At 70.9% G+C, this 22,124-nt stretch carries 22 protein-coding genes and 1 pseudogene; 14 read left to right on the top strand and 9 right to left on the bottom strand.

What is annotated here, in order from left to right:
* The 3 genes from STRTUCAR8_RS10325 to STRTUCAR8_RS10335 all read left to right on the top strand — a co-directional run.
* The coding region (locus STRTUCAR8_RS10325) for a glycoside hydrolase family 6 protein (protein ID WP_006375571.1) at positions 1 to 255 on the top strand (255 nt) is incomplete at its 5' end.
* Positions 256 to 347: 92 nt separating this feature from the next.
* The gene (locus STRTUCAR8_RS10330) at positions 348 to 1,379 is read left to right on the top strand and encodes an ATP-binding cassette domain-containing protein (protein WP_006375567.1); all 1,032 of its coding nucleotides are present in this window, start codon (positions 348 to 350) and stop codon (positions 1,377 to 1,379) included.
* Complete coding sequence (locus tag STRTUCAR8_RS10335) at positions 1,376 to 2,209, top strand: ABC transporter permease (RefSeq protein ID WP_006375566.1); 834 nt, start codon at positions 1,376 to 1,378, stop codon at positions 2,207 to 2,209. Before STRTUCAR8_RS10330 ends, STRTUCAR8_RS10335 begins: the two co-directional genes overlap by 4 nt.
* A 49-nt stretch (positions 2,210 to 2,258) precedes the next feature.
* Here STRTUCAR8_RS10335 and STRTUCAR8_RS10340 read toward each other — a convergent pair.
* A pseudogene (locus STRTUCAR8_RS10340) lies at positions 2,259 to 5,689 on the bottom strand (AfsR/SARP family transcriptional regulator).
* A 198-nt stretch (positions 5,690 to 5,887) separates the two neighbouring features.
* Between STRTUCAR8_RS10340 and STRTUCAR8_RS10350 the strand changes: the two are divergent.
* Positions 5,888 to 6,694 (top strand): site-2 protease family protein, encoded by an 807-nt coding sequence (locus tag STRTUCAR8_RS10350; RefSeq protein ID WP_006375557.1) that lies wholly within the window; start codon positions 5,888 to 5,890, stop codon positions 6,692 to 6,694.
* Here STRTUCAR8_RS10350 and STRTUCAR8_RS53270 read toward each other — a convergent pair.
* The 3 genes from STRTUCAR8_RS53270 to STRTUCAR8_RS10360 are packed head-to-tail and all read right to left on the bottom strand — an operon-like array spanning position 6,691 to position 8,757.
* A complete protein-coding gene (locus tag STRTUCAR8_RS53270) occupies positions 6,691 to 6,858 on the bottom strand; it encodes a hypothetical protein (protein WP_006375559.1) in 168 nt (55 codons plus the stop codon). The two genes, STRTUCAR8_RS10350 and STRTUCAR8_RS53270, sit on opposite strands and share 4 nt — an antisense overlap.
* Positions 6,859 to 6,914: 56 nt before the next feature.
* Complete coding sequence (npdG, locus tag STRTUCAR8_RS10355; RefSeq protein WP_006375568.1) at positions 6,915 to 7,640, bottom strand: NADPH-dependent F420 reductase; 726 nt, start codon at positions 7,638 to 7,640, stop codon at positions 6,915 to 6,917.
* A 37-nt stretch (positions 7,641 to 7,677) separates the two neighbouring features.
* Positions 7,678 to 8,757, bottom strand: coding sequence for a sialidase family protein (locus STRTUCAR8_RS10360; RefSeq protein WP_006375575.1), 1,080 nt, complete (start codon positions 8,755 to 8,757; stop codon positions 7,678 to 7,680).
* A 159-nt stretch (positions 8,758 to 8,916) separates the two neighbouring features.
* Between STRTUCAR8_RS10360 and STRTUCAR8_RS10365 the strand changes: the two genes are divergently transcribed.
* Both STRTUCAR8_RS10365 and STRTUCAR8_RS10370 read left to right on the top strand, forming a co-directional pair.
* Positions 8,917 to 9,519: a hypothetical protein gene (locus STRTUCAR8_RS10365; RefSeq protein WP_006375579.1), complete on the top strand. Its 603-nt coding sequence runs from the start codon at positions 8,917 to 8,919 to the stop codon at positions 9,517 to 9,519.
* Positions 9,520 to 9,705: 186 nt separating this feature from the next.
* Positions 9,706 to 10,998 (top strand): MFS transporter, encoded by a 1,293-nt coding sequence (locus STRTUCAR8_RS10370; RefSeq protein ID WP_006375573.1) that lies wholly within the window; start codon positions 9,706 to 9,708, stop codon positions 10,996 to 10,998.
* A 129-nt stretch (positions 10,999 to 11,127) separates the two neighbouring features.
* Here the strand turns inward: STRTUCAR8_RS10370 and STRTUCAR8_RS10375 are convergent, their stop codons facing one another.
* Positions 11,128 to 11,358, bottom strand: a complete 231-nt coding sequence (locus tag STRTUCAR8_RS10375) for a hypothetical protein (RefSeq protein ID WP_006375564.1) — start codon at positions 11,356 to 11,358, stop codon at positions 11,128 to 11,130.
* A gap of 60 nt (positions 11,359 to 11,418) precedes the next feature.
* Between STRTUCAR8_RS10375 and map the strand changes: the two genes are divergently transcribed.
* Positions 11,419 to 12,276, top strand: a complete 858-nt coding sequence (gene map, locus STRTUCAR8_RS10380) for a type I methionyl aminopeptidase (protein ID WP_006375562.1) — start codon at positions 11,419 to 11,421, stop codon at positions 12,274 to 12,276.
* A 29-nt stretch (positions 12,277 to 12,305) separates the two neighbouring features.
* Here map and STRTUCAR8_RS10385 read toward each other — a convergent pair whose 3' ends face one another.
* The gene (locus STRTUCAR8_RS10385; protein ID WP_006375556.1) at positions 12,306 to 12,950 is read right to left on the bottom strand and encodes a PhzF family phenazine biosynthesis protein; all 645 of its coding nucleotides are present in this window, start codon (positions 12,948 to 12,950) and stop codon (positions 12,306 to 12,308) included.
* A gap of 446 nt (positions 12,951 to 13,396) precedes the next feature.
* On the opposite strand from STRTUCAR8_RS10385, the gene efeO reads away from it, so the two are divergent.
* Genes efeO through STRTUCAR8_RS10405 form a run of 4 tightly spaced genes read left to right on the top strand, consistent with a single transcriptional unit; the run spans position 13,397 to position 17,673 of the window.
* A complete protein-coding gene (gene efeO, locus STRTUCAR8_RS10390; RefSeq protein WP_006375560.1) occupies positions 13,397 to 14,536 on the top strand; it encodes an iron uptake system protein EfeO in 1,140 nt (379 codons plus the stop codon).
* Positions 14,537 to 14,550: 14 nt separating this feature from the next.
* Positions 14,551 to 15,822: an iron uptake transporter deferrochelatase/peroxidase subunit gene (gene efeB / locus STRTUCAR8_RS10395; RefSeq protein ID WP_006375569.1), complete on the top strand. Its 1,272-nt coding sequence runs from the start codon at positions 14,551 to 14,553 to the stop codon at positions 15,820 to 15,822.
* Between the two features lie 2 nt (positions 15,823 to 15,824).
* On the top strand, positions 15,825 to 16,709 hold the full coding sequence (efeU, locus tag STRTUCAR8_RS10400; RefSeq protein WP_006375570.1) for an iron uptake transporter permease EfeU: 885 nt from the start codon (positions 15,825 to 15,827) through the stop codon (positions 16,707 to 16,709).
* Entirely contained in the window at positions 16,666 to 17,673 is a 1,008-nt protein-coding gene (locus STRTUCAR8_RS10405) for an SCO2278 family lipoprotein (protein WP_006375577.1), read from the top strand. The genes efeU and STRTUCAR8_RS10405 overlap by 44 nt, the downstream gene beginning before the upstream one ends.
* Positions 17,674 to 17,718: 45 nt before the next feature.
* Here the strand turns inward: STRTUCAR8_RS10405 and STRTUCAR8_RS10410 are convergent, their stop codons facing one another.
* On the bottom strand, positions 17,719 to 18,468 hold the full coding sequence (locus tag STRTUCAR8_RS10410; RefSeq protein WP_006375574.1) for a bifunctional DNA primase/polymerase: 750 nt from the start codon (positions 18,466 to 18,468) through the stop codon (positions 17,719 to 17,721).
* A gap of 165 nt (positions 18,469 to 18,633) precedes the next feature.
* Positions 18,634 to 19,305, bottom strand: a complete 672-nt coding sequence (locus STRTUCAR8_RS10415) for a TetR/AcrR family transcriptional regulator (protein WP_006375572.1) — start codon at positions 19,303 to 19,305, stop codon at positions 18,634 to 18,636.
* Between the two features lie 113 nt (positions 19,306 to 19,418).
* Between STRTUCAR8_RS10415 and STRTUCAR8_RS10420 the strand changes: the two genes are divergently transcribed.
* The 3 genes from STRTUCAR8_RS10420 to STRTUCAR8_RS10430 all read left to right on the top strand — a co-directional run bounded on the left by STRTUCAR8_RS10420 (position 19,419) and on the right by STRTUCAR8_RS10430 (position 20,822).
* Entirely contained in the window at positions 19,419 to 19,646 is a 228-nt protein-coding gene (locus STRTUCAR8_RS10420; RefSeq protein WP_006375561.1) for a DUF6243 family protein, read from the top strand.
* Positions 19,647 to 19,664: 18 nt separating this feature from the next.
* On the top strand, positions 19,665 to 20,102 hold the full coding sequence (locus tag STRTUCAR8_RS10425) for a cytidine/deoxycytidylate deaminase family protein (RefSeq protein ID WP_006375558.1): 438 nt from the start codon (positions 19,665 to 19,667) through the stop codon (positions 20,100 to 20,102).
* A gap of 174 nt (positions 20,103 to 20,276) precedes the next feature.
* Positions 20,277 to 20,822, top strand: coding sequence for a hypothetical protein (locus tag STRTUCAR8_RS10430; RefSeq protein WP_006375578.1), 546 nt, complete (start codon positions 20,277 to 20,279; stop codon positions 20,820 to 20,822).
* Positions 20,823 to 20,832: 10 nt separating this feature from the next.
* Here the strand turns inward: STRTUCAR8_RS10430 and STRTUCAR8_RS10435 are convergent, their stop codons facing one another.
* A complete protein-coding gene (locus STRTUCAR8_RS10435; RefSeq protein ID WP_006375563.1) occupies positions 20,833 to 21,831 on the bottom strand; it encodes a small ribosomal subunit Rsm22 family protein in 999 nt (332 codons plus the stop codon).
* Positions 21,832 to 22,124: the final 293 nt, after the last annotated feature.

The following is a 22,124-nucleotide window of genomic DNA, read 5'->3' on the forward strand; positions in this document are numbered from 1 at the left end:
GAACTGCGTGCACGGTACGGCTACACCAAGCCGTTCGTCGTGGACACCAGCCGCAACGGAAACGGCTCCAACGGCCAGTGGTGCAACCCTTCGGGCCGCAAGCTCGGCACCCCCACCCAGCTGGGCGGAGGCGCCGAGATGCTCCTGTGGATCAAGGTCCCGGGCGAGTCCGACGGCAACTGCGGCGCCGGCAGCGGCTCCTCGGCCGGACAGTTCCTCCCCGAGGTCGCCTACAAGATGATCTACGGCTACTGATCCGGGACCGCTCCGCCGCGGTTCCCGTACCGGGTCAGCCCCTGTCGGTGGTCTGTAGGTGGTTTGTCGGTGGGGGGTGACAGGTTCGGTTCATGACGCGAATCGACAACCGCCCCGCCGACGGGGTCACACATGCCGTTTCCGTGCGGGGGCTGGTCAAGCACTACGGCGAGACCAAGGCGCTGGACGGCGTCGACCTGGACGTCCGGGAAGGCACCGTGCTCGGTGTGCTCGGACCCAACGGCGCCGGCAAGACCACCCTCGTACGCATCCTCTCCACCCTGCTGCGGCCCGACTCGGGGCATGCCACCGTCGCCGGGTACGACGTGCTGCGGCAGCCCCGGCAGCTGCGGCGCGTGATCGGGCTCACCGGTCAGTACGCCTCCGTGGACGAGAAGCTCCCGGGCTGGGAGAACCTGTACATGATCGGGCGGCTCCTCGACCTGACCCGCAAGGACGCCCGCGCCCGCGCCGACGAGCTGCTGGAACGCTTCTCCCTCACCGACGCGGCCAAGCGGCCGGCGAGCACGTACTCCGGCGGTATGCGCCGGCGGCTCGACCTGGCCGCCTCGATGATCGGCCGGCCCGTCGTCCTCTACCTCGACGAACCCACCACCGGGCTCGACCCCCGTACCCGCCAGGAGGTCTGGAGCGAGGTCAAGCGGATGGTCGGCGACGGCGTGACCGTGCTGCTCACCACCCAGTACATGGAGGAGGCCGAACAGCTCGCCTCCGAGCTCGTCGTCATCGACCGGGGGAAGGTCGTCGCCGGTGGCGCGATCGACGAGCTGAAGGCGAAGGTCGGCGGCCGTACGCTGCGGATCCGGCCCGCCGATCCGCTGCAACTGCGCCCGCTCGCCCGCGATCTGGACGACCTCGGCATCACCGGCCTCGCCACCACCGCCGTGGACACCACCAACGGCAGTGTCCTGGTGCCGATCCTGAGCGACGAGCAGCTCACCGCCGTGACCGGCGCGGTCGTCGCGCGCGGCATCACGATCGCCTCGATCTCCACCGAACTGCCCAGCCTGGACGAGGTGTTCCTGTCCCTCACCGGCCATCGCGCCAGCACCCCGCAGGACGACACCACGCCCGCCGACACCCGAGAGGAGGTCACCGTATGAGCACCGCGACCGTGACCGCGCCCGTTCCCGTGCAGGAGATCCAGGGCGACGGCCGTATCCCCCTGCGTAGTCATCTGCGCCACACCGGCGCCCTCGTCCGGCGCAATCTTCTGTGGATCCGGCAGGACCCGGAGTCGATGGCCGACGCGCTGCTGATGCCGATCATCTTCACCCTGCTGTTCGTGTTCGTCTTCGGCGGCTCGATCGGTCAGGCCACGGGCGGCGGCCAGGACGGGTACGTGCAGTACGTGATCCCCGGCATGATCGCGATGATGAGCATGACCCTGTCCCAGGGCGTCGGCACCGGCTTCAGCCAGGACTTCAACTCCGGTGTCATGGACCGTTTCCGGTCCCTGCCGATCGGGCGCGGCTCGGTGCTGTTCGCGAAGATCTCGGTCGAGCTGGTCCGGATGCTGTTCGCGACGACCGTGCTGATGATCGTCGCCGTCCTGGTCGGTTTCGACATCGAGAACTGGCCCGGACTGTTCGCGGCCGTGGGTCTGGCCACGCTGTTCGCCTCGTCGATCATGTGGGTGTTCCTCACCCTGGGCGTGATCATGAAGAGCGCGCAGTCCGTGCAGGCGATGGGCTTCCTGGTGCTGTTCCCGCTCCAGTTCGGTTCGTCGATCTTCGCCCCGACCCGGTCGATGCCGGGCTGGCTGCAGACGTTCACCGACTACAACCCGCTGTCCACGCTCGCGGACGCGGCCCGTGGACTGATGGTGGGCGGCCCGGTGGCGCACGACCTGTGGGTGACCGTCGGCTGGTCGGTGGCCATCACGGCGGTGATGGCGCCGGTCGCCATCCACAAGTTCCGTACGAAGAGCTGACCGCGCGCGGACACCAGGGCACCACGTGCTGACAGCTGCGTGCCGGACGTCAGACGAGGGCGGTCGCCTCCCCGGGGGAGAGGCGAGCGCCCTCCTCGTACGCCGTCTCGTACGCCTCGTCGCCGAGCACGTCACGGACCGCTCGGACGGAGCGGGCGCGGACCTCGCGCTCCGTGCGTCCGGAGACATGGCCGGGCGGCAACAGGGCGTCGGCGGCGCCCAGACAGCGCGCGGCGTCGTGGGCACGGGCGGGGTCGAAGCCGACCAGGGCGGCCGCGCCGGTGATCAGCAGGGTGGAGCGCAGATGGGGGGCGATGGCGCGGGCCAGCTCGTCGTCGGCACGGCTCACCGCCTGTCGCGCCTTGTCGAGGGCCTCCTCGTAGTGTTCTTCCGCGACGTCCAGCCAGGACTCCGCGCCGAGGATGAACGCGTCGAAGACGACGAACGAGGCTGCTCTGAACTCCGCGCGCAGCAGCCGGAGTTGCTCACGCGCCTCGGAGACGCGGTCGGTGATGCCGAGCCAGGCCGCGAGGAAGAGCCGGGCGGCGGGCATGGCCTCGTTGACCATTCCGGCCGACTTCTCGATCACGTCGCGCAGCAGCTGTTCGCCTTCCTCGGTCCTGCCCGCCTCCAGGAACACGTTGCCGAGGCGGGCGGCGAGCACGGTCTTCTGGGCCCGGGCGCCGAGCTGGTCGGCGAGTTCCATCGCGTCCCGGAAGTCGATGGCGGCGCTCTCGTACTCGGCCTTGCGTTCGCGGGCCTCACCGCGTGCGGAGAGCGCCTCGGCGGCGCCCCAGGCGTCCCCGAGCCGGCGGAAGATCTCCAGCGACTCGTCGGCGTCGCGGGTCGCGTCGCCGGCCCAGTCGCTGCGGTTGGCGAGGACGTTGGCGCGCATCTGTAGACAGGCGGCGAGCTCCCACTCGTAGGCGGGCTGTGCCTCGCGGCAGGTGCGCACGGACTCACCGACGATGACGCTGAGCCGCTCCATGTCGCGGGTGAGCATGACGGCGTAGAACCAGAGGAGGCCGGGGTAGCGGCAGGTCTGCGGGGCGCCGGGTTCGTAGACCTCGGTGATGGCGCGCAGCTTCTGCCGGGCCTCGGGTGTCTGCCACACCTCCAACTCCATGTCCATGGAGGCGAGATGGACGAGGTGGACGCCGCGGCGGGCCTCTTCGAGGAGTTCGCCGTGCCAGGGCAGCGGAGTGTCCGTGCAGCGCTCCCACACACGCTGGGCCGGGCGGACGGGGGAGGCGAAGGGGTCGGGGCCGAGGTTCATGACCTCGCGGGACCAGTTGCGGCCGGCGAGCCGCAGATCGCGCATCTGCCAGTACCAGGAGATCGACAGGACCAGGCAGAGCGCCTCCTGTTCGTCACGTGTGGTGACGGCGTGGCGGAGGGCGGCGCGGATGTTCTCGCTCTCCCGCTGGAACACGCCGAGGGCGGCGAACTGACCGGGTCCGCGCAGCAACGGGTCGGTGGTGCGGGCGAGTTCGCGGTAGTGCGTGAGGTGCGCGTGCTCGGCCTCGGGGCGGGCGCCCGCCTCGTCGAGTCGCTCACCGGCGTACTCGGCGACGGTCTCGAGCAGCCGGTAGCGCATGGCGTCGTTGTCGTCCGAAGGGGCGGCCACGACAAGGGACTTGTCGACGAGGGAGGCGAGCGCTTCGAGCGCGACGGGCCCGCACACCGCCTCGGCGGCGGCGAGGTCGCAGCCGCCCGCGAAGACGGACAGCCGCCGCAGGACGTCCCGTTCGTCCGTGTCGAGCAGGTCCCAGGACCAGTCGACGACAGCCCGCAGGGTCTGCTGGCGGGGCAGGACGGTACGGCTGCCGGAGGTGAGCAGCCGGAACCGGTCGTCGAGCCGGTCGGCGATCTGCCGCAGCGACAGCAACCGCAGCCGGGCGGCGGCCAGTTCGATGGCGAGCGGCAGTCCGTCGAGCCGCCCGCAAATCTCGGCCGCCGCCTCCGGATCGTCCTCGACCCGGAACCCGGGCCGGGCGGCCACCCCTCGGTCGGCGAGCAGCCGCAGCGCCACGGGCTCGGGGAGCGGTTCGACGGGACGCACCAACTCCCCCGGAACGCCCAGGGGTTCACGGCTGGTGGCGAGCACCGTGATCCCCGGGCAGCGCGTCAGCAGCTCCGCGACGAGGTGCGCGGCGGCGTCGATGACGTGCTCGCAGTTGTCGAGGAGGATCAGCATCCGCCGGTTGGCGCAGTGCTCGGTGAGGCGTACGAGGGGGTCGTCGTGGCGTTCCGCGGAGGCGGCGCGCAACTCCTCGGCGCCGGCCCCGCGCAGCACCGTCTCGCGTGCGCCGAGGGCGGTCAGGACGGCCTCCGGTACGGCGTCCGGGTCGACGACCGGCGCGAGTTCGGCCAGCCACACCCCGTCGGGCGCCGTGTCCGCCGTACCGTCCCGTACGGCTTCGGCGGCCTCCTGCGACAGCCGTGTCTTGCCGGCGCCGCCGGGCCCGAGCAGCGTCACGAGCCGGGCCGCGGCGAGGTCGCCCCGGATGACCTCGATGTCCGTCTCCCGGCCCACGAAGGAGGTGAGACGGGCGCGGAGGTTGCCCGGCAGCGAGGGCGGCGGCGAAGGCGGAGGGGCGGGCGAGGCCTGGGCCGGGGTACGGGAGCCGTTGGAGGAGGCCATGGGCCGGGGCGTACGGCGGGCCGGCGCACCGCCGTGTGCGGGAGCCGCTTCCCCGGGGTTCGTGGCGCCGTCGCCGGTGGGAGCGGCGGTGCCCCGCGCACCGTCTCCCGCGCCACCCGGTCTTCAGCAACTCCCGCGTGCAGGGAACGCAGTTCGGGACCGGGGTCCGCGCCGAGGCGGTCCGCCAGCAGATGGCGTACGTCGTCGTACGCGGCCAGCGCCTGGGCGGGGCGGCCCGCGTCCCGCAGTGCGCGCAGCCGGAGCGCCTGCAGGGGCTCGTCCAGGGGGTGGCTGTCACAGAGGGCGGTCAGTTCGGGCAGCGACTGTTCGGCGGCGCCCAGCGCCAGCGCGGCGGTGAGCCGGGCCCGGCGTGTGTCCAGTCGGCGGGTCTCCCAGCGGGCGGCCTCGGCGGTGCGGTCGGGGAGGTCGGCGAGGGCCGGTCCGTGCCACAGGGCGAGGGCGTCGTCGAGGACGACGGCGGCCTTGGCCGGGTCGTCGTCGGCCAGCGCGCGCGTGCCCTCCTCGGCGAGCCGTGCGAAGCGGTGCAGGTCGACGTCGTCCGGCGCGGCGCACAGCCGGTAGCCGCCCTCGGCCGAGGCGATGGTGTCCGGGCCGAGCGCACGGCGGAGCCGGCCGACCAGCGCCTGCAGCGCGGCCGGCGCGTCGGCGGGCACGTCACCGTTCCACACCTCCTCCACCAGGACGCCCGCCGGCACGGTCCGGCCGGGCCGCAGGGCGAACACGGTCAGCAGGGCGCGCAGCCGCGCGCCGCCGACCGGGAGGGAGGTGCCGTCGGGACGGAGTGCCTGGGTGGTGCCGAGGATGCGGTAGCGCACGGGTCCATTCTCTCCGGGGACGAGTCCGTGGCGCGCGCGGGTTTACGCAGCGGTGACCAGGGAGAAGTCCAGGATCTCCGGGAACATCCAGGAACCTCCGGCCCTCGGTGGGACGTTCCTGACAGAGCACGGGTACCGTCGACCCGCCCGCGCAGTCGTGTACGGCACTGTCCACCGAATCCTCAGGAGTCGCGCCCCATGACCACCGCCACCACCCGCAACAGCGACCGGCGGATCAGCCCGGTCTTCGTCGGGATCCTGGCCGTCACGGCGGTCACGGGCTGGGCCACCTGGACCGGGTTCGCCGAGCAGCCCGGTGTCGCCGTGTTCCTGTTCGTGACGGCGGCGTGGATCGTGTCGCTGTGCCTGCACGAGTACGCGCACGCGCGCACGGCGCATCACTCAGGTGACATCACCGTGGGAAGCAAGGGCTACCTGAGCCTCAATCCCCTCGCTTACACGCACGCCCTGCTCAGCATCGTGCTGCCGGTGATCTTCGTGATCATGGGCGGGATCGGGCTGCCCGGCGGCGCCGTCTTCATCGAACGCAACCGCATCCACGGCCGCTGGAAGCACAGTCTGATCTCGGCCGCCGGTCCGCTGACGAACGTGCTGTTCGCCCTCGTGTGCACCGCGCCGTTCTGGCTGGACGCGCTGGACGGGGTGCCGTGGGCTTTTCGATTCGCCCTGGCCTTCCTCGCGCTGCTCCAGGTTACGGCCGCGATCCTGAACTTCCTGCCGGTGCCCGGCCTGGACGGGTACGGCGTGATCGAGCCGTGGCTGTCGTACAAGATCAAGCGCCAGGTGGAGCCGTTCGCCCCGTTCGGGCTGCTGTTCGTGTTCGCGGTGCTGTGGCTCGGGCCGGTGAACAGGGAGTTCTTCGACGGGATCGACGTCGTCCTGAGCGCCCTGGGGGTCGACCAGGGTTACGCGGACTGCGGACTGACCCTCTTCCGCTTCTGGAAGGAAAACAACGACATCTGCCTCACGGGCGTCGGCGGCTAACTCCGTACCTTCGCGCGCCGGGCGTAGTACCAGCACATGTTGGACGACAGCCCGGCCAGCAGTACCCACACGATCCCCAGCCAGTTGCCCTGGACGAAGGACACGACGGCCGCGGCCACGGCGAGCACGCAGACGATCAGGGCGTAGAGGGCGAGGCGGGGCATCAGGTGGCTCCTGTCGGGGGACACTGCCGGAAACCCGTCCAGTGTCCCCCATCCGCTCAGATGTCGGTGACGCGCAGGCCCGCGTGGGCCTTGTAGCGGCGGTTCACGGAGATCAGGTTGGCGACCAGCGACTCGACCTGGTGGGCGTTGCGCAGCCGGCCGGAGAAGACCCCGCGCATGCCGGGGATACGGCCGGCCAGGGCCTGCACGATCTCCACGTCGGCCCGCTCCTCGCCGAGGACCATCACGTCCGTGTCGATCTCCTCGATCTCCGGGTCCTGGAGGAGTACGGCCGACAGGTGGTGGAAGGCGGCCGTGACCCGGGAGTCCGGCAGCAGGGCGGCGGCCTGTTCGGCGGCGCTGCCCTCCTCCGGCTTCAGCGCGTACGCGCCCTTCTTGTCGAAGCCGAGCGGGTTCACGCAGTCGACGACGAGCTTGCCGGCCAGTTCCTCGCGCAGGGATTCGAGGGTCTTGCCGTGTCCGTCCCAGGGCACGGCGACGATCACGATGTCGCTGCGGCGCGCGGTCTCGGCGTTGTCGGCGCCCTCGACACCGTGGCCGAGTTCGTCGGCGGCGGCCTGCGCGCGGTCGGCCGCGCGCGACCCGATGATCACCTTCTGCCCGGCCCTGGCGAGCCGGTAGGCAAGGCCCTTGCCCTGCGGCCCGGTCCCACCGAGCACGCCGACGACGAGCCCGGACACGTCGGGAAGGTCCCAGGGGTCCTTCGCGGGAGCTTTCGCGGGAGCCTCGGCAGGGGTCTGTGCACTGTCGGTAGAGGTCATGGGCCGACCTTACGTCCGTGTCCGCGCGCCCACCGGCTCAGGTGAGCTGGGTCACGGGGACCCGCCGGAAGGGGATCCTCTCGTACGGGCCGAAGTCACCCGTCTCGAAGAGGAGTCCGACGGTGTGGGCGTCGACCCGGACGAGGTCGGAGTAGGCGGCGGGCAGCCCGTTCACCGTGTCCGCCGGGCGCCAGGTGGTGCCGCCGTCGGTGGAGACGCGGATGGTCATCAGGGCGCGGGCGGCGGGATCGGCGGGGCCGGAGAAGAGGAGCAGGTCGGGGTCGCGGAGCTGGAGCACGCTGCCCTGGCAGACGGGGGCGGACAGTCCGGCCTGCGGGCGGAAGGGCTTGACGAGGGTCACGCCGCCGTCCGTGGAGTGGGCGTCGGCGCGGTTGCCCGGGGACGGTGAGTCGTTACGGGTGTTGAAGTAGACGCGGCCGTCCGGGAGTTCGGCGGCGGTGGTCTCGTTGACGTTGATGTAGCCGTTGGTGTTCTCGTCGAGGTAGCCGATGCGCCAGGTCTTGCCCCGGTCGTCGCTGAGCAGGCAGTGGCCGCTGTTGTAGCGGGCCTCGTTGCCCAGGTCCGTCCCGGTGGGCGGGATCGTGTGGTTGGCGGCGACGACGATCCGGCCGGTGCCCAGCTGGATGGCGTGGCCGGGGGTGGTGGCGTACCAGCGCCAGTTCGCGTGCTTCACCTGGTCGGTGATCTCCACGGAGGAGGACCAGGTGACGCCGTCGTCGTCGCTGTGCCTGACCCAGATCCGGCGTCCGTCGGCCGCCGACACGTTGCCGAGCAGGATGTCCTTCTCGGTCACCGTGCCCGAGGCCCGGATGTACACGAGGAGGATGTGGCCGTTGTCGAGGACGACGGGGGCGGGGTTGCCGGCGAGGTTCGTGTCGCCGTTCTTGGCGGCGACGATGAGCGGGCCCCAGGTGCGGCCGCCGTCCGTGGACCGCTTCAGGACGATGTCGATGTGCCCGTGGTCCGAGGCGGAGTCGACCCGGCCCTCGCAGAAGGCAAGCACGGTGCCGGCGTGGGTGACGACGACGGCGGGGATGCGGTAGCTGGCGTAGCCCTCCTGGCCGGACCAGAAGGGGATGCTCGTCTCTACTGGCATGTGCGGCTCCTTGACGAAGACGGTGACTGGGTCGGTATCGGTATCGGTATCGGCGTCGGTGACTGTCCGTACGGGGGCGGACCGGGTTCTTACCCAGGTTGGGCGAAAACATGGTGAAGGGCGCGCCCCGGGTTGCCTGTTGCGGCAGGATGCGCGGTCATGGACGCCGTACGGGTCGCGTTGTTGCGCGAAGTGCTCGCTGGAACCGAGTGGTTGGGGGCCACACGGAGGTTCGCGGCGACGTTACGGGGTTCCGTGGTGTCGTACGGAGGCGGCTTGCTGTTGGTGGGGACGCCGGAGTACGAGCCGTGGCACCTGGCGGCACATCTCGTGGACGAGGCGGCCTGGTCCGGGACGCCTGAGCTGGCGCCGACCCTCGTACGGCATGACACGCCGGCCTCCGGTCCCGGGCGGCTGTCGGTCGGGCTCGGGCGGATCGAGGCGGCGCGCCGGGGTGAGACCTTGCTGGTGGTGGCGCCGGAGGGGGTGGGCGGCGCCCTGCTGGAGCGGGTGCATGACGCTCGGCGGGGTGGGGCGAAGGTGCTGGTGCTGGGGTCGGGTGAGGGGGAGCTGGTGTCGATGGCGCATGAGTCGCTGGCGGTGCCGGAGGGGTTGGAGCTGGACCTGGACACCGTGCAGCACCTGGTGAGCGCGGCCGCCGGGGAGAACGGGGTGCCTGTCGTACGGGGGCGCCGGCGTTTCCGTGACCGTCTGGCCCGGCTGGCGGACGTCCTGACGGCACCGCCTCCGTCCCGCTGGTAAGTACATTTCCCACCCACCACCCGTCTCGCCACCTCACCCGCCTCCGGCGGACGAAACGCAGGCCCGCCCCGAGGAGCGACGCCCGCCCCGGCGGAACCCCACACCCAGCCCGGCGCGATCCCCGAGGCGCCCCACCCCCGAAAACCTGTTGCCCCCAGTCCACCCCACCGCTCAGCATGACCCCACGTGACCTCCCCTCTCCGTGCCCTTCTCCCCGATCTCGCGCCCTGGCGGGCCTCCGTCGATTTCCGGAAGCTCTGGATGTCGGGGCTGATCACCAACTTCGGGAGTTTCCTGACCTTCGTCGCGCTGCCGGTGCAGATGAAGGAGCTGACCGGGTCAGCCGCCGCGGTCGGGGCGATCGGGGCCGTGGAGTTGGTCCCGTTGATCGTGTTCGGGCTGTACGGCGGGGCGTTGGCCGACGCGGCGGACAAGCGGAAGCTGATCCTGTGGACGGAGGCGGGGCAGGGGGTGCTGTGCGCCGTACTGCTCGTCAACGCGGTGCTGCCGGAACCCCTGATCTGGCCGCTGTACGTCGTCGCCGCGCTCACCTCGGCCCTCGGGTCGGTGCAGCGGCCCGCGCTCGACTCGCTGATGCCGCGGATCGTCGCCCATGAGCACCTGCCGGCCGCCGCCTCGCTGAACTCGCTGCGCTGGACCGTCGGCGGGGTCGCGGGACCGGCTCTCGCCGGGGTCGTCGTGGCCTATGCCGGGCTCGGCTGGGCGTACGCCGTCGATCTGCTGACCTTCGCCGTGTCCGTGCTCCTCGTCGTGGGGCTCGCCTCCTCCCCCGCCTCGCACGAGGCCGCGAAGCCGTCGCTGCGGTCGATCGCGGAGGGTGCCCGGTACGCGTGGAACCGCAAGGAGCTTCTCGGGACGTACGCCATCGACCTCGCCGCGATGTTCCTCGCGATGCCGCTGGCCGTCCTGCCGTTCCTCGCCGACGAACTGGACGCCGAGTGGTCGCTCGGCCTGATGTACGCGGCGATCCCGGCCGGTGCGCTGCTCGTGAGCCTCACCAGCGGCTGGACCTCACGGGTGCACCGGCACGGGCGGATGGTCGTGCTCGGGGCAGCGGGGTTCGGGCTGGCCGTCGCGGGGGCGGGCATCGTCGGCAACGTGTGGCTGGTGCTGCTGTTTCTGCTGGTGAGCGGCTGCTTCGACATGGTCAGCGGGATCTTCCGGGGCGCGATGTGGAACCAGACCATCCCGGACGAGCTGCGCGGACGCCTCGCCGGTATCGAGCTGCTCTCCTACTCCGTCGGCCCGCAGCTCGGCCAGGTCAGGGCGGGTGGTGTGGCCGCGTGGCGCGGGGTACGGGCGTCCGTGTGGTCGGGCGGCCTGGCGTGTGTGGCCGGGGTGGGGCTGCTGGCCCTGTGCCTGCCGGGCCTGATGCGGTACGACGTACGGACGAACGAGCACGCGGTACGGCTGCGCAAGCAGCGGGAGACAGCAACAGGCCTGGCAGCAACCCCCTAGGGGCGCGGGGCTGTGACATTTGCGGCTCCGCCGCGATGGGGGTCCCCCCGCTCGAGCGAAGCCGAGAGTGGGGGAGAGACCAGCCACAACGCACCCGCGCCCCGAGAACCGCCTCAATCACCCCGCCCGTCAGTCCCCGTCCTCGCCGCGCGCCTGCGCGTCGTGCCACTTGGGGTCGTTCTCCCACTGGAGGTTGCGCTCGCGGGCCGTCTCCATCGCGTGTTCGGCCTCCGCGCGGGTGGTGTACGGGCCGAAGCGGTCCTTGCCCGGGCAGTCCGGGCCCTCCTCGACCTTCTTGTGCTCCAGGCAGTAGAACCACTCGCCCGGTTTGCCGACCGTGCGCTTCTTGAACAGGGCCATGGTCAGGACTCCTTTCACCAGGGTCATCGTCCCCCACCACAGCTCGTTAAACTCGCTGGCATGTCTGGCCAGTCACTGCTCGTACCAGGGGAGCTCTCTCCCATCCGCTCCGTACCCGGGAACATCCGTCGCCCGGAGTACGTCGGCAAGCCCGCACCGACGCCGTACACCGGGGCGGAGGTGCAGACGCCCGCGACCATCGAGGCCATGCGGACCGCCGGGCGGATCGCCGCGCGGGCGATGGCGGAGGCCGCGAAACTCATCGCGCCGGGGGTGACGACCGACGAGCTGGACCGGGTGGCGCACGAGTACATGTGCGACCACGGTGCCTATCCGTCCACCCTCGGCTACCGCGGCTTCCCCAAGTCGCTGTGCACGTCCGTCAACGAGGTCATCTGCCACGGCATCCCGGACTCCACGGTGCTGCGGGACGGCGACATCGTCAACCTCGACGTGACGGCGTACATCGGCGGGGTGCACGGCGACAACAACGCGACGTACCTGGTCGGGGACGTCGACGAGGAGTCCCGGCTGCTGGTGGAGCGGACCCGGGAGTCCCTGGAGCGGGCCATCAAGGCCGTCCGGCCGGGACGGCAGATCAACATCATCGGCCGGGTCATCGAGTCCTACGCCAAGCGCTTCGGCTACGGCGTCGTCCGGGACTTCACCGGGCACGGGATCAACTCGTCGTTCCACTCCGGGCTGATCGTCCCGCACTACGACAGCCCGCACGCCACGACGCTCATCCAGCCGGGCATGACCTTCACCATCGAGCCGATGCTGACGCTGGGCTCGTACGACTACGACATGTGGGACGACGGGTGGACCGTCGTCACGAAGGACCGCAGGCGCACGGCCCAGTTCGAGCACACGCTCGTGGTGACGGACTCGGGCGCCGAGATCCTGACCCTGCCCTGAGCCGGCCCCACGCGGGCCGACGCTGAGATTCAGCGTTCCAGGAACACCCGTCCCCCGACCTCCACCCACCCCATCGGCTGCGGGGCCGTGAGGATCTGCGACCCCTTGCCCTGCGTGATGTTGAGCGCGCGGCCCAGCTGGTGGGTCAGGAGCAACGCCGCCGCCCCCGTCGCCTCGTCCTCCTCGATGCCGTCGTCGCGGCCGGGGAAGGCGCGCGCCCGGATCCGCCCCGCGGCCTCGTCCTCCCACGCCCACGCGTAGATCCACTCCCCCGGCGGCGGCACGGGCAACGCGTCGACCTCCGCGGCGGATCCGTGCCGCCGCAGCGTCCGGTCCGGTACCCACTCCGCCCGGGCCTCGATCCAGCTGAACTCCCCGTCCAGGCGGGCCCCCACCAGCCCGGCCGGGGTGACCAGTTCGGGCACGTCGAGCAGCCAGGCCGTACCGACACAGGGATGGCCCGCGAAGGGCAGTCGCAGCGTGGGGGTGTAGATGTCGATGATCCCGCGCTCGGGGTCGTCGACGAACACGGTCTCGCTGAAGCCGAGTTTCGCCGCGAACGCCTGCCGCTCGCTCCGCTCCGGCATGACGGAGCCCTCACGGATCACGCCCAGCTCGTTGCCGTATCCCCCGTTGGGCGCGCAGAAGACGCGGAGTACGTCGTAATCAGTCACGCGCGCATCAAACACCCAGGTGGCAGCCGCCACCAACTCCGCGCCCCTGTACGCCCCTACGCGTCCGGGCGGTGGCCGGGGAGGCGGTGGTCGTGGTCCTGCGCGATGCCGCCCGACGGGATCTTCCGAGCGCGTGGTGTTGGAGGACCACCGGCGGCCCGTCGAGGGGTTCCGCATCCGCGTACCCGAGCTGTCCTGATCTCACCGGTCGGGAATCTTGACCTGTGCATTGCCTGTGCATGGTGCCTGCTTTAGCTTTCCTTTAGATCCACATTAAGCGGCCGTGATCGGAGCGTGCTCAGCGCCGCCCATGAGAGGTGAATCACCGATTGTCCGGGTATCACTGAGGCAAGCCTTAGGTAAGTTAGGGCCGCCTCACCAAACCTGTGTGAGCCCCGACACGTCACTTTTTCGCCATTCGCCACTCGCGATTCTCAGGAGCCCGCATGCGAGCCGTCAGACTCTCCGTCGTCACCGCCGCCGCCACCGCGGCGGCCCTGGCAGCCGTCACGGGGTGCACGGAGAAGGGCAGTTCGGGCAGCGGCGACCGCGTCATCAGCGTCACCGCGACCGACGACAAGTGCGAGGTCTCGAAGAAGGAGTTCCCGGCCGGGCACGTCGAGCTGGACATCCAGAACAAGGGCTCCAAGGTCACCGAGGTCTACGTCCTCTTCCCGGACGACCGGATCGTCACTGAGCGCGAGAACATCGGCCCGGGCACCAAGCAGAAGGTCACCGCCGAGGTGAAGGCCGGCGACTACACGATCGCCTGCAAGCCCGGTATGAAGGGCGACGGCATCCGGCAGGCCGTCAAGGCCACCGGCGGCAAGGTCGCCAAGCGCGACCCGCGCCTGGACGCGGCTGTCGCCGCGTACCGCAAGTACGCGCAGGAGCAGGCCGACGCGACGCTGCCGCTCGCCAGGACCTTCGCCGAGGCGGTCAAGGCCGGCGACCTGGAGGCCGCGAAGAAGGCGTACGCGCCCTCCCGTATCGGCTGGGAGCGCACCGAGCCGGTCGCCGAGTCCTTCGGTGACATCGACCCGAAGGTCGACGTCCGCGCGGACGGTCTGGAGGCCGGCCAGAAGTTCACCGGCTGGCACCGCCTGGAGAAGTCCCTCTGGGAGGACAAGAAGATCACCGCCGAGGACAAGACCCTCGCCGCCGAGCTGATCACCGACCTCACCGACTGGCAGAAGCGGGTCGGCAAGGCCGAGATCACCCCGACGTCGATGGCCAACGGTGCCAAGGAACTCCTCGACGAGGTCGCCACCGGCAAGGTCACCGGCGAGGAAGAGCGCTACTCGCACACCGACCTCGTCGACTTCAAGGCCAACGTCGAGGGCGCCCAGGACGCGTACGAGCTGCTGAAGCCGGTCGCCAACGAGAACGACGCGGCGCTGGTCACCGAGCTGGACAAGCAGTTCGCCGCCCTGAACACGCTGCTCGACAAGTACCGCGCGGACAAGAACTCGTACGACTTCACCTCGTACGACAAGGTCGGCGACGCCGATCGCAAGCAGCTCTCGGACGCGGTGAACGCGCTCGCCGAGCCGCTGTCCAAGCTCGCCGCCGCCGTCGTGAAGTAGAGGGGACCGACGTCATGACGGAGACACCGGAGAAGACCGAAGGCAGCACCTCCACCTCACGGCGTGCGCTGATCGGCTGGGGCGGGGCCGGGCTCGCGCTCGGGGCCGCCGCGGCCGGGGGCGCGGTCGCGATGACCCGTGGCGGCGACGACGTGCAGACGGTCGCCGCCGACGCGGGCGGGGCCGTCGACTTCCACGGCGGCCACCAGGCGGGGATCTCGACGCCGGTGCAGGACAGGCTGCACTTCGCCGCGTTCGACCTGGAGACGGACGACCGGGCCGAGTTCGCGCAGATGCTCAAGGACTGGACGGCGGCGGCCCGGCGGATGACCGCCGGGCTGGCGGTCGGCGAGGGCGCGTACGGCGGTCTCGCCGAGGCTCCGCCGGACGACACCGGCGAGGCCCTGGGGCTGAAGCCCTCCCGGCTGACGCTGACGATCGGGTTCGGACCGGGCCTGTTCGAGAAGCTCGGGATGGCGGAGCGGCGCCCCGAGGCGCTCGTCGATCTGCCGCAGTTCTCCGGCGACAACCTCGACAGGAACCGCAGCGGCGGCGACGTGTGCGTCCAGGCGTGCTCGGACGATCCGCAGGTCGCGGTGCACGCCGTGCGCAACCTGGCCCGGATCGGCTTCGGCAAGGTCTCGGTGCGCTGGTCGCAGCTCGGCTTCGGCAAGACGTCCTCGACGACCCCCGAGGAGCAGACCCCGCGCAACCTGCTGGGCTTCAAGGACGGCACCCGCAACATCGCGGGCACCGAGGAGGCCCGGCTGAAGAAGTTCGTGTGGGTGGACGGCGCGGACACCGACGACAAGTCGGCCTGGATGGACGGGGGTTCGTATCTGGTCGCCCGGCGCATCCGGATGCACATCGAGCCCTGGGACCGCACCTCGCTGCAGGAGCAGGAGGACATCTTCGGCCGCGACAAGGGCGAGGGCGCCCCGGTCGGCAAGGCGAAGGAGCGGGACGAGCCGTTCCTGAAGGCGATGAAGCCCGACGCGCATGTGCGCCTCGCGCACCCCGACTCCAACCACGGGGCGACGCTGCTGCGCCGCGGCTACTCCTTCACGGACGGCACGGACGGCCTCGGCCGTCTGGAGGCGGGCCTGTTCTTCCTCGCCTACATGCGGGACGTCCGCAAGGGGTTCATCCCCGTGCAGCGCAACCTCGCGACCGACGCGCTCAACGAGTACATCCAGCACGTGGGTTCGGCCGTCTTCGCCGTCCCGCCCGGCGTCCGGGACAAGGACGACTGGTGGGGCCGGGCACTGTTCACCGAGGGGGCCTAGCCATGTTCGCGAACTATCTGATCGGGCTGCGCGAGGGCCTGGAAGCCAGTCTCGTCGTCTGCATCCTCATCGCCTACCTGGTGAAGACGGACCGCCGGGACGCCCTGAAGCCGATCTGGATCGGCATCGCCGTCGCCATCACCCTGGCTCTCGCCTTCGGCTGTGCGCTCGAATTCGGCTCCCAGGAGCTGACGTTCGAGGCGCAGGAGGCGCTCGGCGGCTCGCTGTCCATCGTCGCCGTGGGTCTGGTGACGTGGATGGTCTTCTGGATGCGGCGTACGGCCCGGCATCTGAAGGCGGAGCTGCACGGCAAGCTGGACGCGGCCCTCCAGATGGGCACGGGCGCGCTGGTCGCGACCGCGTTCCTGGCGGTGGGCCGGGAGGGTCTGGAGACCGCGCTGTTCGTGTGGGCGTCGGTGCGGGCGTCGAGCGACGGCACCGAAGGGCCCCTGATCGGCGTGCTGCTGGGTATCGCGACGGCGGTCCTGCTCGGCTATCTCTTCTACCGGGGCGCCCTGCGCATCAACCTGTCCAAGTTCTTCACCTGGACCGGCGGCATGCTGGTCGTGGTCGCGGCGGGCGTCCTCGCCTACGGCTTCCACGACCTCCAGGAGGCCGACTGGGTGCCCGGCCTGACGAACAAGGCCTTCGACATCAGCGAGACGATCCCGCCGGACAGCTGGTACGGCACGCTCCTCAAGGGCGTCCTGAACTTCCAGCCGGACCCGACCGTCCTCCAGGTCACGGTGTGGGCGCTGTACCTGGTCCCGACACTCGCACTCTTCCTCGCCCCGGTAGGGTTCGCCTCCGGGAAGGGGAAGGTGAAGCCAGCTGATGAGCAGCGTGAGCAGGGGGCACGGCCCACGGAGTCCACGAAGTCTTCTTGACCGGAGCGCCCTCGCGGCGGCCTCGGTGACCGTGTTGGCGCTGTCGGCGAGCGGCTGTGTCGTGGTGCACGGCGAGCGTGAGGTTCTCCCGGCGGCGAGCCCGACGGAGGCCGCCGAGGCGCTGAAGGACTTCACGGCCGCGTACAACAAGGCGGACAAGGCGTACGACCGTGCCCTGGACGCCGACTACGTCACCGGCGCCCTGGGCGCGATCGACGCGGCCCGGCTGGACGCGGGGCACGAGGTCAGCCCGGCCGGCAACCCGTCGTACGTACCGCTGAAGTTCACGGACACCAGGTTCACGATCCCGAAGAAGGCGGGCTGGCCGCGCTGGTTCGTCGCGAACGCCGACGCCAACAAGGGTGACGGGGCGCGCTGGCTGCTGGTGTTCACCCGCAGCAACGTGGCCGAGCCGTGGGCGGTGGCGTATCTGACGCTGCTCGACCCGGACGACGTACCGGCGTTCAAGACGGACAAGGACGGCCTCGCGGAGCCGGTGACGGCGAACTCGGCCGAACTGGCCGTCGCGCCCAAGGACTTGAGCACGGACTACGCGACGTATCTGAAGGACGGCGGCGGCGACGTCTTCACGCCGGGTGTGCACACGAGCGGCTGGCTGGAACAGCGCAAGAAGAGCGCCATCAAGCCCGGGCTCGTCACCCAGTACATCGACGAGCCGCTCGCCAAGGACGACTTCGCCCCGCTGGGCCTGCGGACGAAGGACGGCGGCGCGCTGGTCTTCTTCGCGACGCACCACTACGAGAAGCAGACGGCCGCGCTGGGCACGTCGATCCCTGCGCCGAGCGACAGTGTGCTGGCGCTGACGACGGGCGAGATCAAGCAGTCGCTGACACTGGAGTTCGTGTCGAACCAGGTGGTGCTGGACCCGGGCAGGGGCGCGGCGAACCAGGGCGTGAAGTTCCTGAGCCGCATCCAGGGCCTGACGGCGGCGCAGGGCGAGTGACCCCGCACCTCCCGTAACTCCCGCTTGTCAGGGGGCTGTTCGCCCTCAGCCGCGGTGGGGCCAGGCCGCGGTGGCGTGGTCGGGTTCCTCCCCGGCGTACCGGGCGCAGGTGTCGGTGAGGACTTCGAGCAGACTGAGCGGGTCGGGGAGGGCGAACTCCGGCCCGCGTACCCAGTACACGCCCTGGTCGCCCGGCAACCGGGCGGGCGGTACGAGGACGTAGGACCCCCGGCAGTGCCAACGCAGGCCCGGATGCTCGTCCGCGGTCTCGGGGTGGCAGTCCAGCTCGCAGGGCCACCACTCGTCCTCGTCGTCCGGGGTGCCGCGGGTGAGGGTGAAGAACAGCAGCCGTCCGTCGTCGCTCTCGGCGACGGGTCCGACCTCGATCCCGGCCCCGAGCAGCCGCTCCAGCGCCTCGCGCCCCGCGTCGATGGGGACGTCGAGGACGTCGTGGACTATGCCGGTCGCGGTGATGAAGTTGGCCTGCGGCTGGTGCCTGGCCCACCGCTCGATCTGGGCGCGGTCGGTGGTGGACTGCGTGTGCCAGGCGAAGGAGATCGGGTGCCGGGCGGGCGTGGGACAGCCCACGCGGTCGCAGGAACACCGGTAGGCGGAGGGGTGCGCGGCGGGCGCGAGGGGCAGTCCGGCACGGGCGGCGGCGAGCAGCAGTTCTTCGCGGCGCCCGCTCTCGGCGGCGGTGGCGGCGTCCTCGCGCGCATTCGTACGGCGTCCGCGCAGCCACTGGGAAATCCTGCCCTGCCGGCCCGTCGTACTACCGCCGAACTCCGCGCTCATGTATCGCCTCGCCTCGCTGCTGTTGTGCGGACAGCCTGCTCCATGCTCCCACCATCCTGCGCCGTGGGGGGCCGGAGCCGCCATCCGGGGTAGGGGGGACGAGATGTACGAGAGGTGGGATCAACCGTTTTCCGGCTGATTAGCAGGATTTACCACCCACTGCTTTCAGCCATCTTCGCGCTTGTTGCCGCCGGTGGAGCCGATCCCGTTGAGGGCGTAGTCGACGAGGGTGTCGGTGTACTCGTACGAGATCGGGCCGGTGTACTGGAGCCAGCGCTGGGCGAGCGGCGAGACGAAGAGTTCGAGGGCGATACGGGGGTCGACGCCGGCCCGCACCTCCCCCGCGTCCTGGGCGGCTCGCAGTCGCTGGACGTAGAGCTGGAGGGAGGGTTCGAGCAGCTTGGTGACGAATCTGCGGCCGAGTTCCTCGTTGACGACGCCTTCGGCGGCGAGGGCGCGGGAGGGGATCTCGAACGTCGGGTCGCGCAGTTCGTCGACGGTGGCGCGCAGTACGGCCTTGAGGTCTGCGGCGAGATCACCGGTGTCAGGGATGGCGTTCTCCCGCTCCTGCCCGGGCTGAGCGGCCTCGGCGGTCCGCTCGGCCAGATCGACGAAGGCCTCCATGAGCACGTCCCCCTTGGAGGACCACCACCGGTAGATGGTCTGCTTGCCGACTCCGGCGCGAGCGGCGATGCCCTCGATGGTCGTCTTCTGGTACCCGACCTCACCGATGAGGGCGAGGGCGGCGTCGTAGATGGCGCGACGGGACTTCTCGCTGCGGCGGGTGGAGTCGGGGGCGGGCTTGGGAGGGGCGGCGGGAGTGGACTTCTGGACCATGTCGGCAATTTATCAGGTTGACAAGACGCAGCGTCTCGCCGAAGGTGAGGGAGTTGCATCGAGCGAGACGATACGTATCGTCCCTCTACTTTTCGACCAGAAGGAGACACGCCATGTCACGAGGCGGCGGAGACATGCTCGGAGTCGGCGGCACCCGAAGCAACCTGGGCAGGAACGCCCTGCGGGGCGGCGGCCGGGGCAGAAGGGTGGGCGGCGGGATCGATCCGCAGGCCCAGAAGCGGGAGCTGCTGCGCAAGTTGCAGGAAAAGCGGGCGGAGGAGGAAGGCCTGCGCGAAGCAGGGTCGTCGGATGGGGCAGATTGGGGGCCCGACGACACCTGACGAAGGCGCAGAGCAACCATGACGACGCAGCCCCATCCCGTCGACCACGAACTCATCCAGGCGGCGGCCCACGTGGCCCGCACCCGCTGCCGGGGGGACAACCACACCATGGCAGCGGCGGCCCGCGCCCGGGACGGCCGGATCGTCACAGCGGTGAACGCCTACCACTTCACCGGCGGCCCCTGCGCCGAACTGGTCCTCATCGGCACGGCGGCCGCCCAGGGCGTCTACGAACTGGACACCGTCGTCGCCGTGGGCGACCGCGACCGAGGAGTCGTACCTCCGTGCGGCCGCTGCCGTCAGGTCCTCCTGGACTACTTCCCCGCCCTCAAGGTCATCGTCGGAGGAGGCGAAGGCGATAGCGGTGGCGAAGGCGACCGCGTCCGAACGGTCCCCATCGCCGAGTTGCTTCCCGAAACCTACGTCTGGGCGGACCACCAACTCGACGCCGAGTGACCGCCCTTGTCGATTTGGCCATCCCCTGTCGCGGGGCATGATTCGAACAGCGGAGACAGCGCCGATGTCGAGTCGGGCGGCTCGGGCGGCGGCTGAGCGGCAGCTGAACGGCGGCCGTGCGTACGCGATGATCCGACCGCCCGACCGTCGGTTTCCGCATTTCCAGGAGCGCCCTTGTCCCCCTTCCGCTCGTCCGCCGCCGCCCGCGTCCCACTGGCGGCAGCCCTCGTCCTGCCGGCGGCGCTCCTCGCCGGGTGCTCCGCCCTCGGTGACGACGGCTGTCACGGTACGGCCGCCGAACTGAGGGGGCTGGCAGCGCAGCCACTGCTCGGCTCGGCGCCGACCGGCGCGGTGGAACCCGTCAACTACCGGGGTACGGGAGTGACCACCGGATGCGACGACGACAGCGGCGGAAAGCCCTGGCTGCACGCGGACCGCCTCTACGCCTTCCCGGGAAAGCCCGACGCCGTCATCGCCCACTACACGGAGACCGCCCGCGCCGAGGGCTGGCACCCCGAGGCCGACCCGGACCCGGCAGCACCGCCGTCCGGCGTCGAGGGAGCCTGCTGGACCAGGACCGACAAGAACCGGCACCTGCTGCTCACCGTCGACTTCCGCACCGGCGGCTTCTCGCCCGCACCCGAGGTCGGCACGGGCCTCGCCTACGCGGTGACGGTCGGCACCGAGGGCGACGGCGGCACGGCCGCCTGCTGGGACTGACTGTCAAGCGTTACTCCCCGCCCTCCTCCACCGGCGGCCACACGTCCCCCCAGTCGGCGTCCCGGGCGGCCCGGTAAAGCAGCCCGTGCCGCTTCGTGACGGTGTCCCGGCGCAGCGATGGCTCCGTCTCGCACAGGTCGAGGAGCACCTGGCCCTTACGGATCTGCGGCTTGCGCACGACGCGGGCGGTCGCCGGGGTCACCGGGAAGCGGGTGGCCGCGACGTAGCTGAACTTCTCGTCCTCGTACGGGAGGGAGCCGCCCTTCACCCGGCGGTGGAGGGAGGAGCGGCTGACGCGGGCGGCGAAATGGCACCAGTCCTCGCCGGGGACGATCGGGCAGGCCGCGCTGTGGGGGCAGGGGGCGGCGACGTGGAAGCCGGCGCGGACGAGCTGGTCGCGGGCCTCGATGACGCGGAGGTAGCCGTCGGGGGTGCCGGGTTCGATGACGACGACCGTCTGGGCGGCGCCGGCCGCCGCGTCGACCACGGAGGTGCGGTCGGCCTCGGTCAGTTCGCCCAGGACGTAGGAGATCGTGACGAGATCAGTGCTCTCGATTTTGAGCGCCGCTCCGATCCGAGAGCGCTGCCACTCCGCACCCTTCAACTCCGGGTTGGCGGCGGCGATCTCGCGCCCGAGGGTGAGCGCGGGCTCGGCCCAGTCGAGGACGGTGACGGGCCGCGTTCCCGCCCAGACGGCGTTGACGGCCCAGGTCGCGGCCCCTGTCCCGCCCCCGACGTCGACATGACTGCCGGGCGCCCAGCCGGGCGCGGCCTCGGCGAGGGCCTCCAGCACCGAGCACACCGCCTCGAACGTGGCCGGCATCCGGTAGGCGGCGTACGCGGCCACGTCGGAACGGTCACGCAGCACGGGTGCGTCGGTCGGCGTCCGCCCCCGGTAGTTGGCGATCAGCCGCTCGACCGCCCGTGCGGCGACCTTCGGCGGCAGCCCGTCGAGCAGACCGGCGAGGGCGGCGCGCAGGGCGTCAGCAGGAGAGACGGGGGTGTTCACGGGGTGATTCTAGAGGGGGGTGCGAGGGTGACGAGTTCCCCCCGGGAACGGCTGTGAGCCGCGCGAACGCCGGACATGGTGAGTCTGATCCCGTCGAACACCCTCCTGCGCTCCCGCGTGCTCGCGGCTGCTTCCCGAACCCGTGTGCGCGACCCGGGCCCTGCCGTCTGGATCATCTCGGCGTCGCGGGCCCAGGCACACGCGTCTGCGGCGTGCCCCGCTCGGGTCTGCCGAGAAGAACCGCACCTCACGGCCGGGCTGATCCGAGCGACAGGGCCTAACCGTGCTCGTTG

It is taken from the genome of Streptomyces turgidiscabies Car8, from assembly GCF_000331005.1.
Lineage (GTDB): Bacteria > Actinomycetota > Actinomycetes > Streptomycetales > Streptomycetaceae > Streptomyces > Streptomyces turgidiscabies.

Bases quoted from the DNA above. Each gene is read 5' to 3' on its own strand.
- STRTUCAR8_RS10330 (WP_006375567.1), top strand. From the start codon at position 348: ATGACGCGAATCGACAACCGCCCCGCCGACGGGGTCACACATGCCGTT.
- STRTUCAR8_RS10335 (WP_006375566.1), top strand. From the start codon at position 1,376: ATGAGCACCGCGACCGTGACCGCGCCCGTTCCCGTGCAGGAGATCCAG.
- STRTUCAR8_RS10350 (WP_006375557.1), top strand. From the start codon at position 5,888: ATGACCACCGCCACCACCCGCAACAGCGACCGGCGGATCAGCCCGGTC.
- STRTUCAR8_RS53270 (WP_006375559.1), bottom strand. From the start codon at position 6,858: ATGCCCCGCCTCGCCCTCTACGCCCTGATCGTCTGCGTGCTCGCCGTG.
- npdG (WP_006375568.1), bottom strand. From the start codon at position 7,640: ATGACCTCTACCGACAGTGCACAGACCCCTGCCGAGGCTCCCGCGAAA.
- STRTUCAR8_RS10360 (WP_006375575.1), bottom strand. From the start codon at position 8,757: ATGCCAGTAGAGACGAGCATCCCCTTCTGGTCCGGCCAGGAGGGCTAC.
- STRTUCAR8_RS10365 (WP_006375579.1), top strand. From the start codon at position 8,917: ATGGACGCCGTACGGGTCGCGTTGTTGCGCGAAGTGCTCGCTGGAACC.
- STRTUCAR8_RS10375 (WP_006375564.1), bottom strand. From the start codon at position 11,358: ATGGCCCTGTTCAAGAAGCGCACGGTCGGCAAACCGGGCGAGTGGTTC.
- map (WP_006375562.1), top strand. From the start codon at position 11,419: ATGTCTGGCCAGTCACTGCTCGTACCAGGGGAGCTCTCTCCCATCCGC.
- efeO (WP_006375560.1), top strand. From the start codon at position 13,397: ATGCGAGCCGTCAGACTCTCCGTCGTCACCGCCGCCGCCACCGCGGCG.
- efeB (WP_006375569.1), top strand. From the start codon at position 14,551: ATGACGGAGACACCGGAGAAGACCGAAGGCAGCACCTCCACCTCACGG.
- efeU (WP_006375570.1), top strand. From the start codon at position 15,825: ATGTTCGCGAACTATCTGATCGGGCTGCGCGAGGGCCTGGAAGCCAGT.
- STRTUCAR8_RS10410 (WP_006375574.1), bottom strand. From the start codon at position 18,468: ATGAGCGCGGAGTTCGGCGGTAGTACGACGGGCCGGCAGGGCAGGATT.
- STRTUCAR8_RS10415 (WP_006375572.1), bottom strand. From the start codon at position 19,305: ATGGTCCAGAAGTCCACTCCCGCCGCCCCTCCCAAGCCCGCCCCCGAC.
- STRTUCAR8_RS10420 (WP_006375561.1), top strand. From the start codon at position 19,419: ATGTCACGAGGCGGCGGAGACATGCTCGGAGTCGGCGGCACCCGAAGC.
- STRTUCAR8_RS10425 (WP_006375558.1), top strand. From the start codon at position 19,665: ATGACGACGCAGCCCCATCCCGTCGACCACGAACTCATCCAGGCGGCG.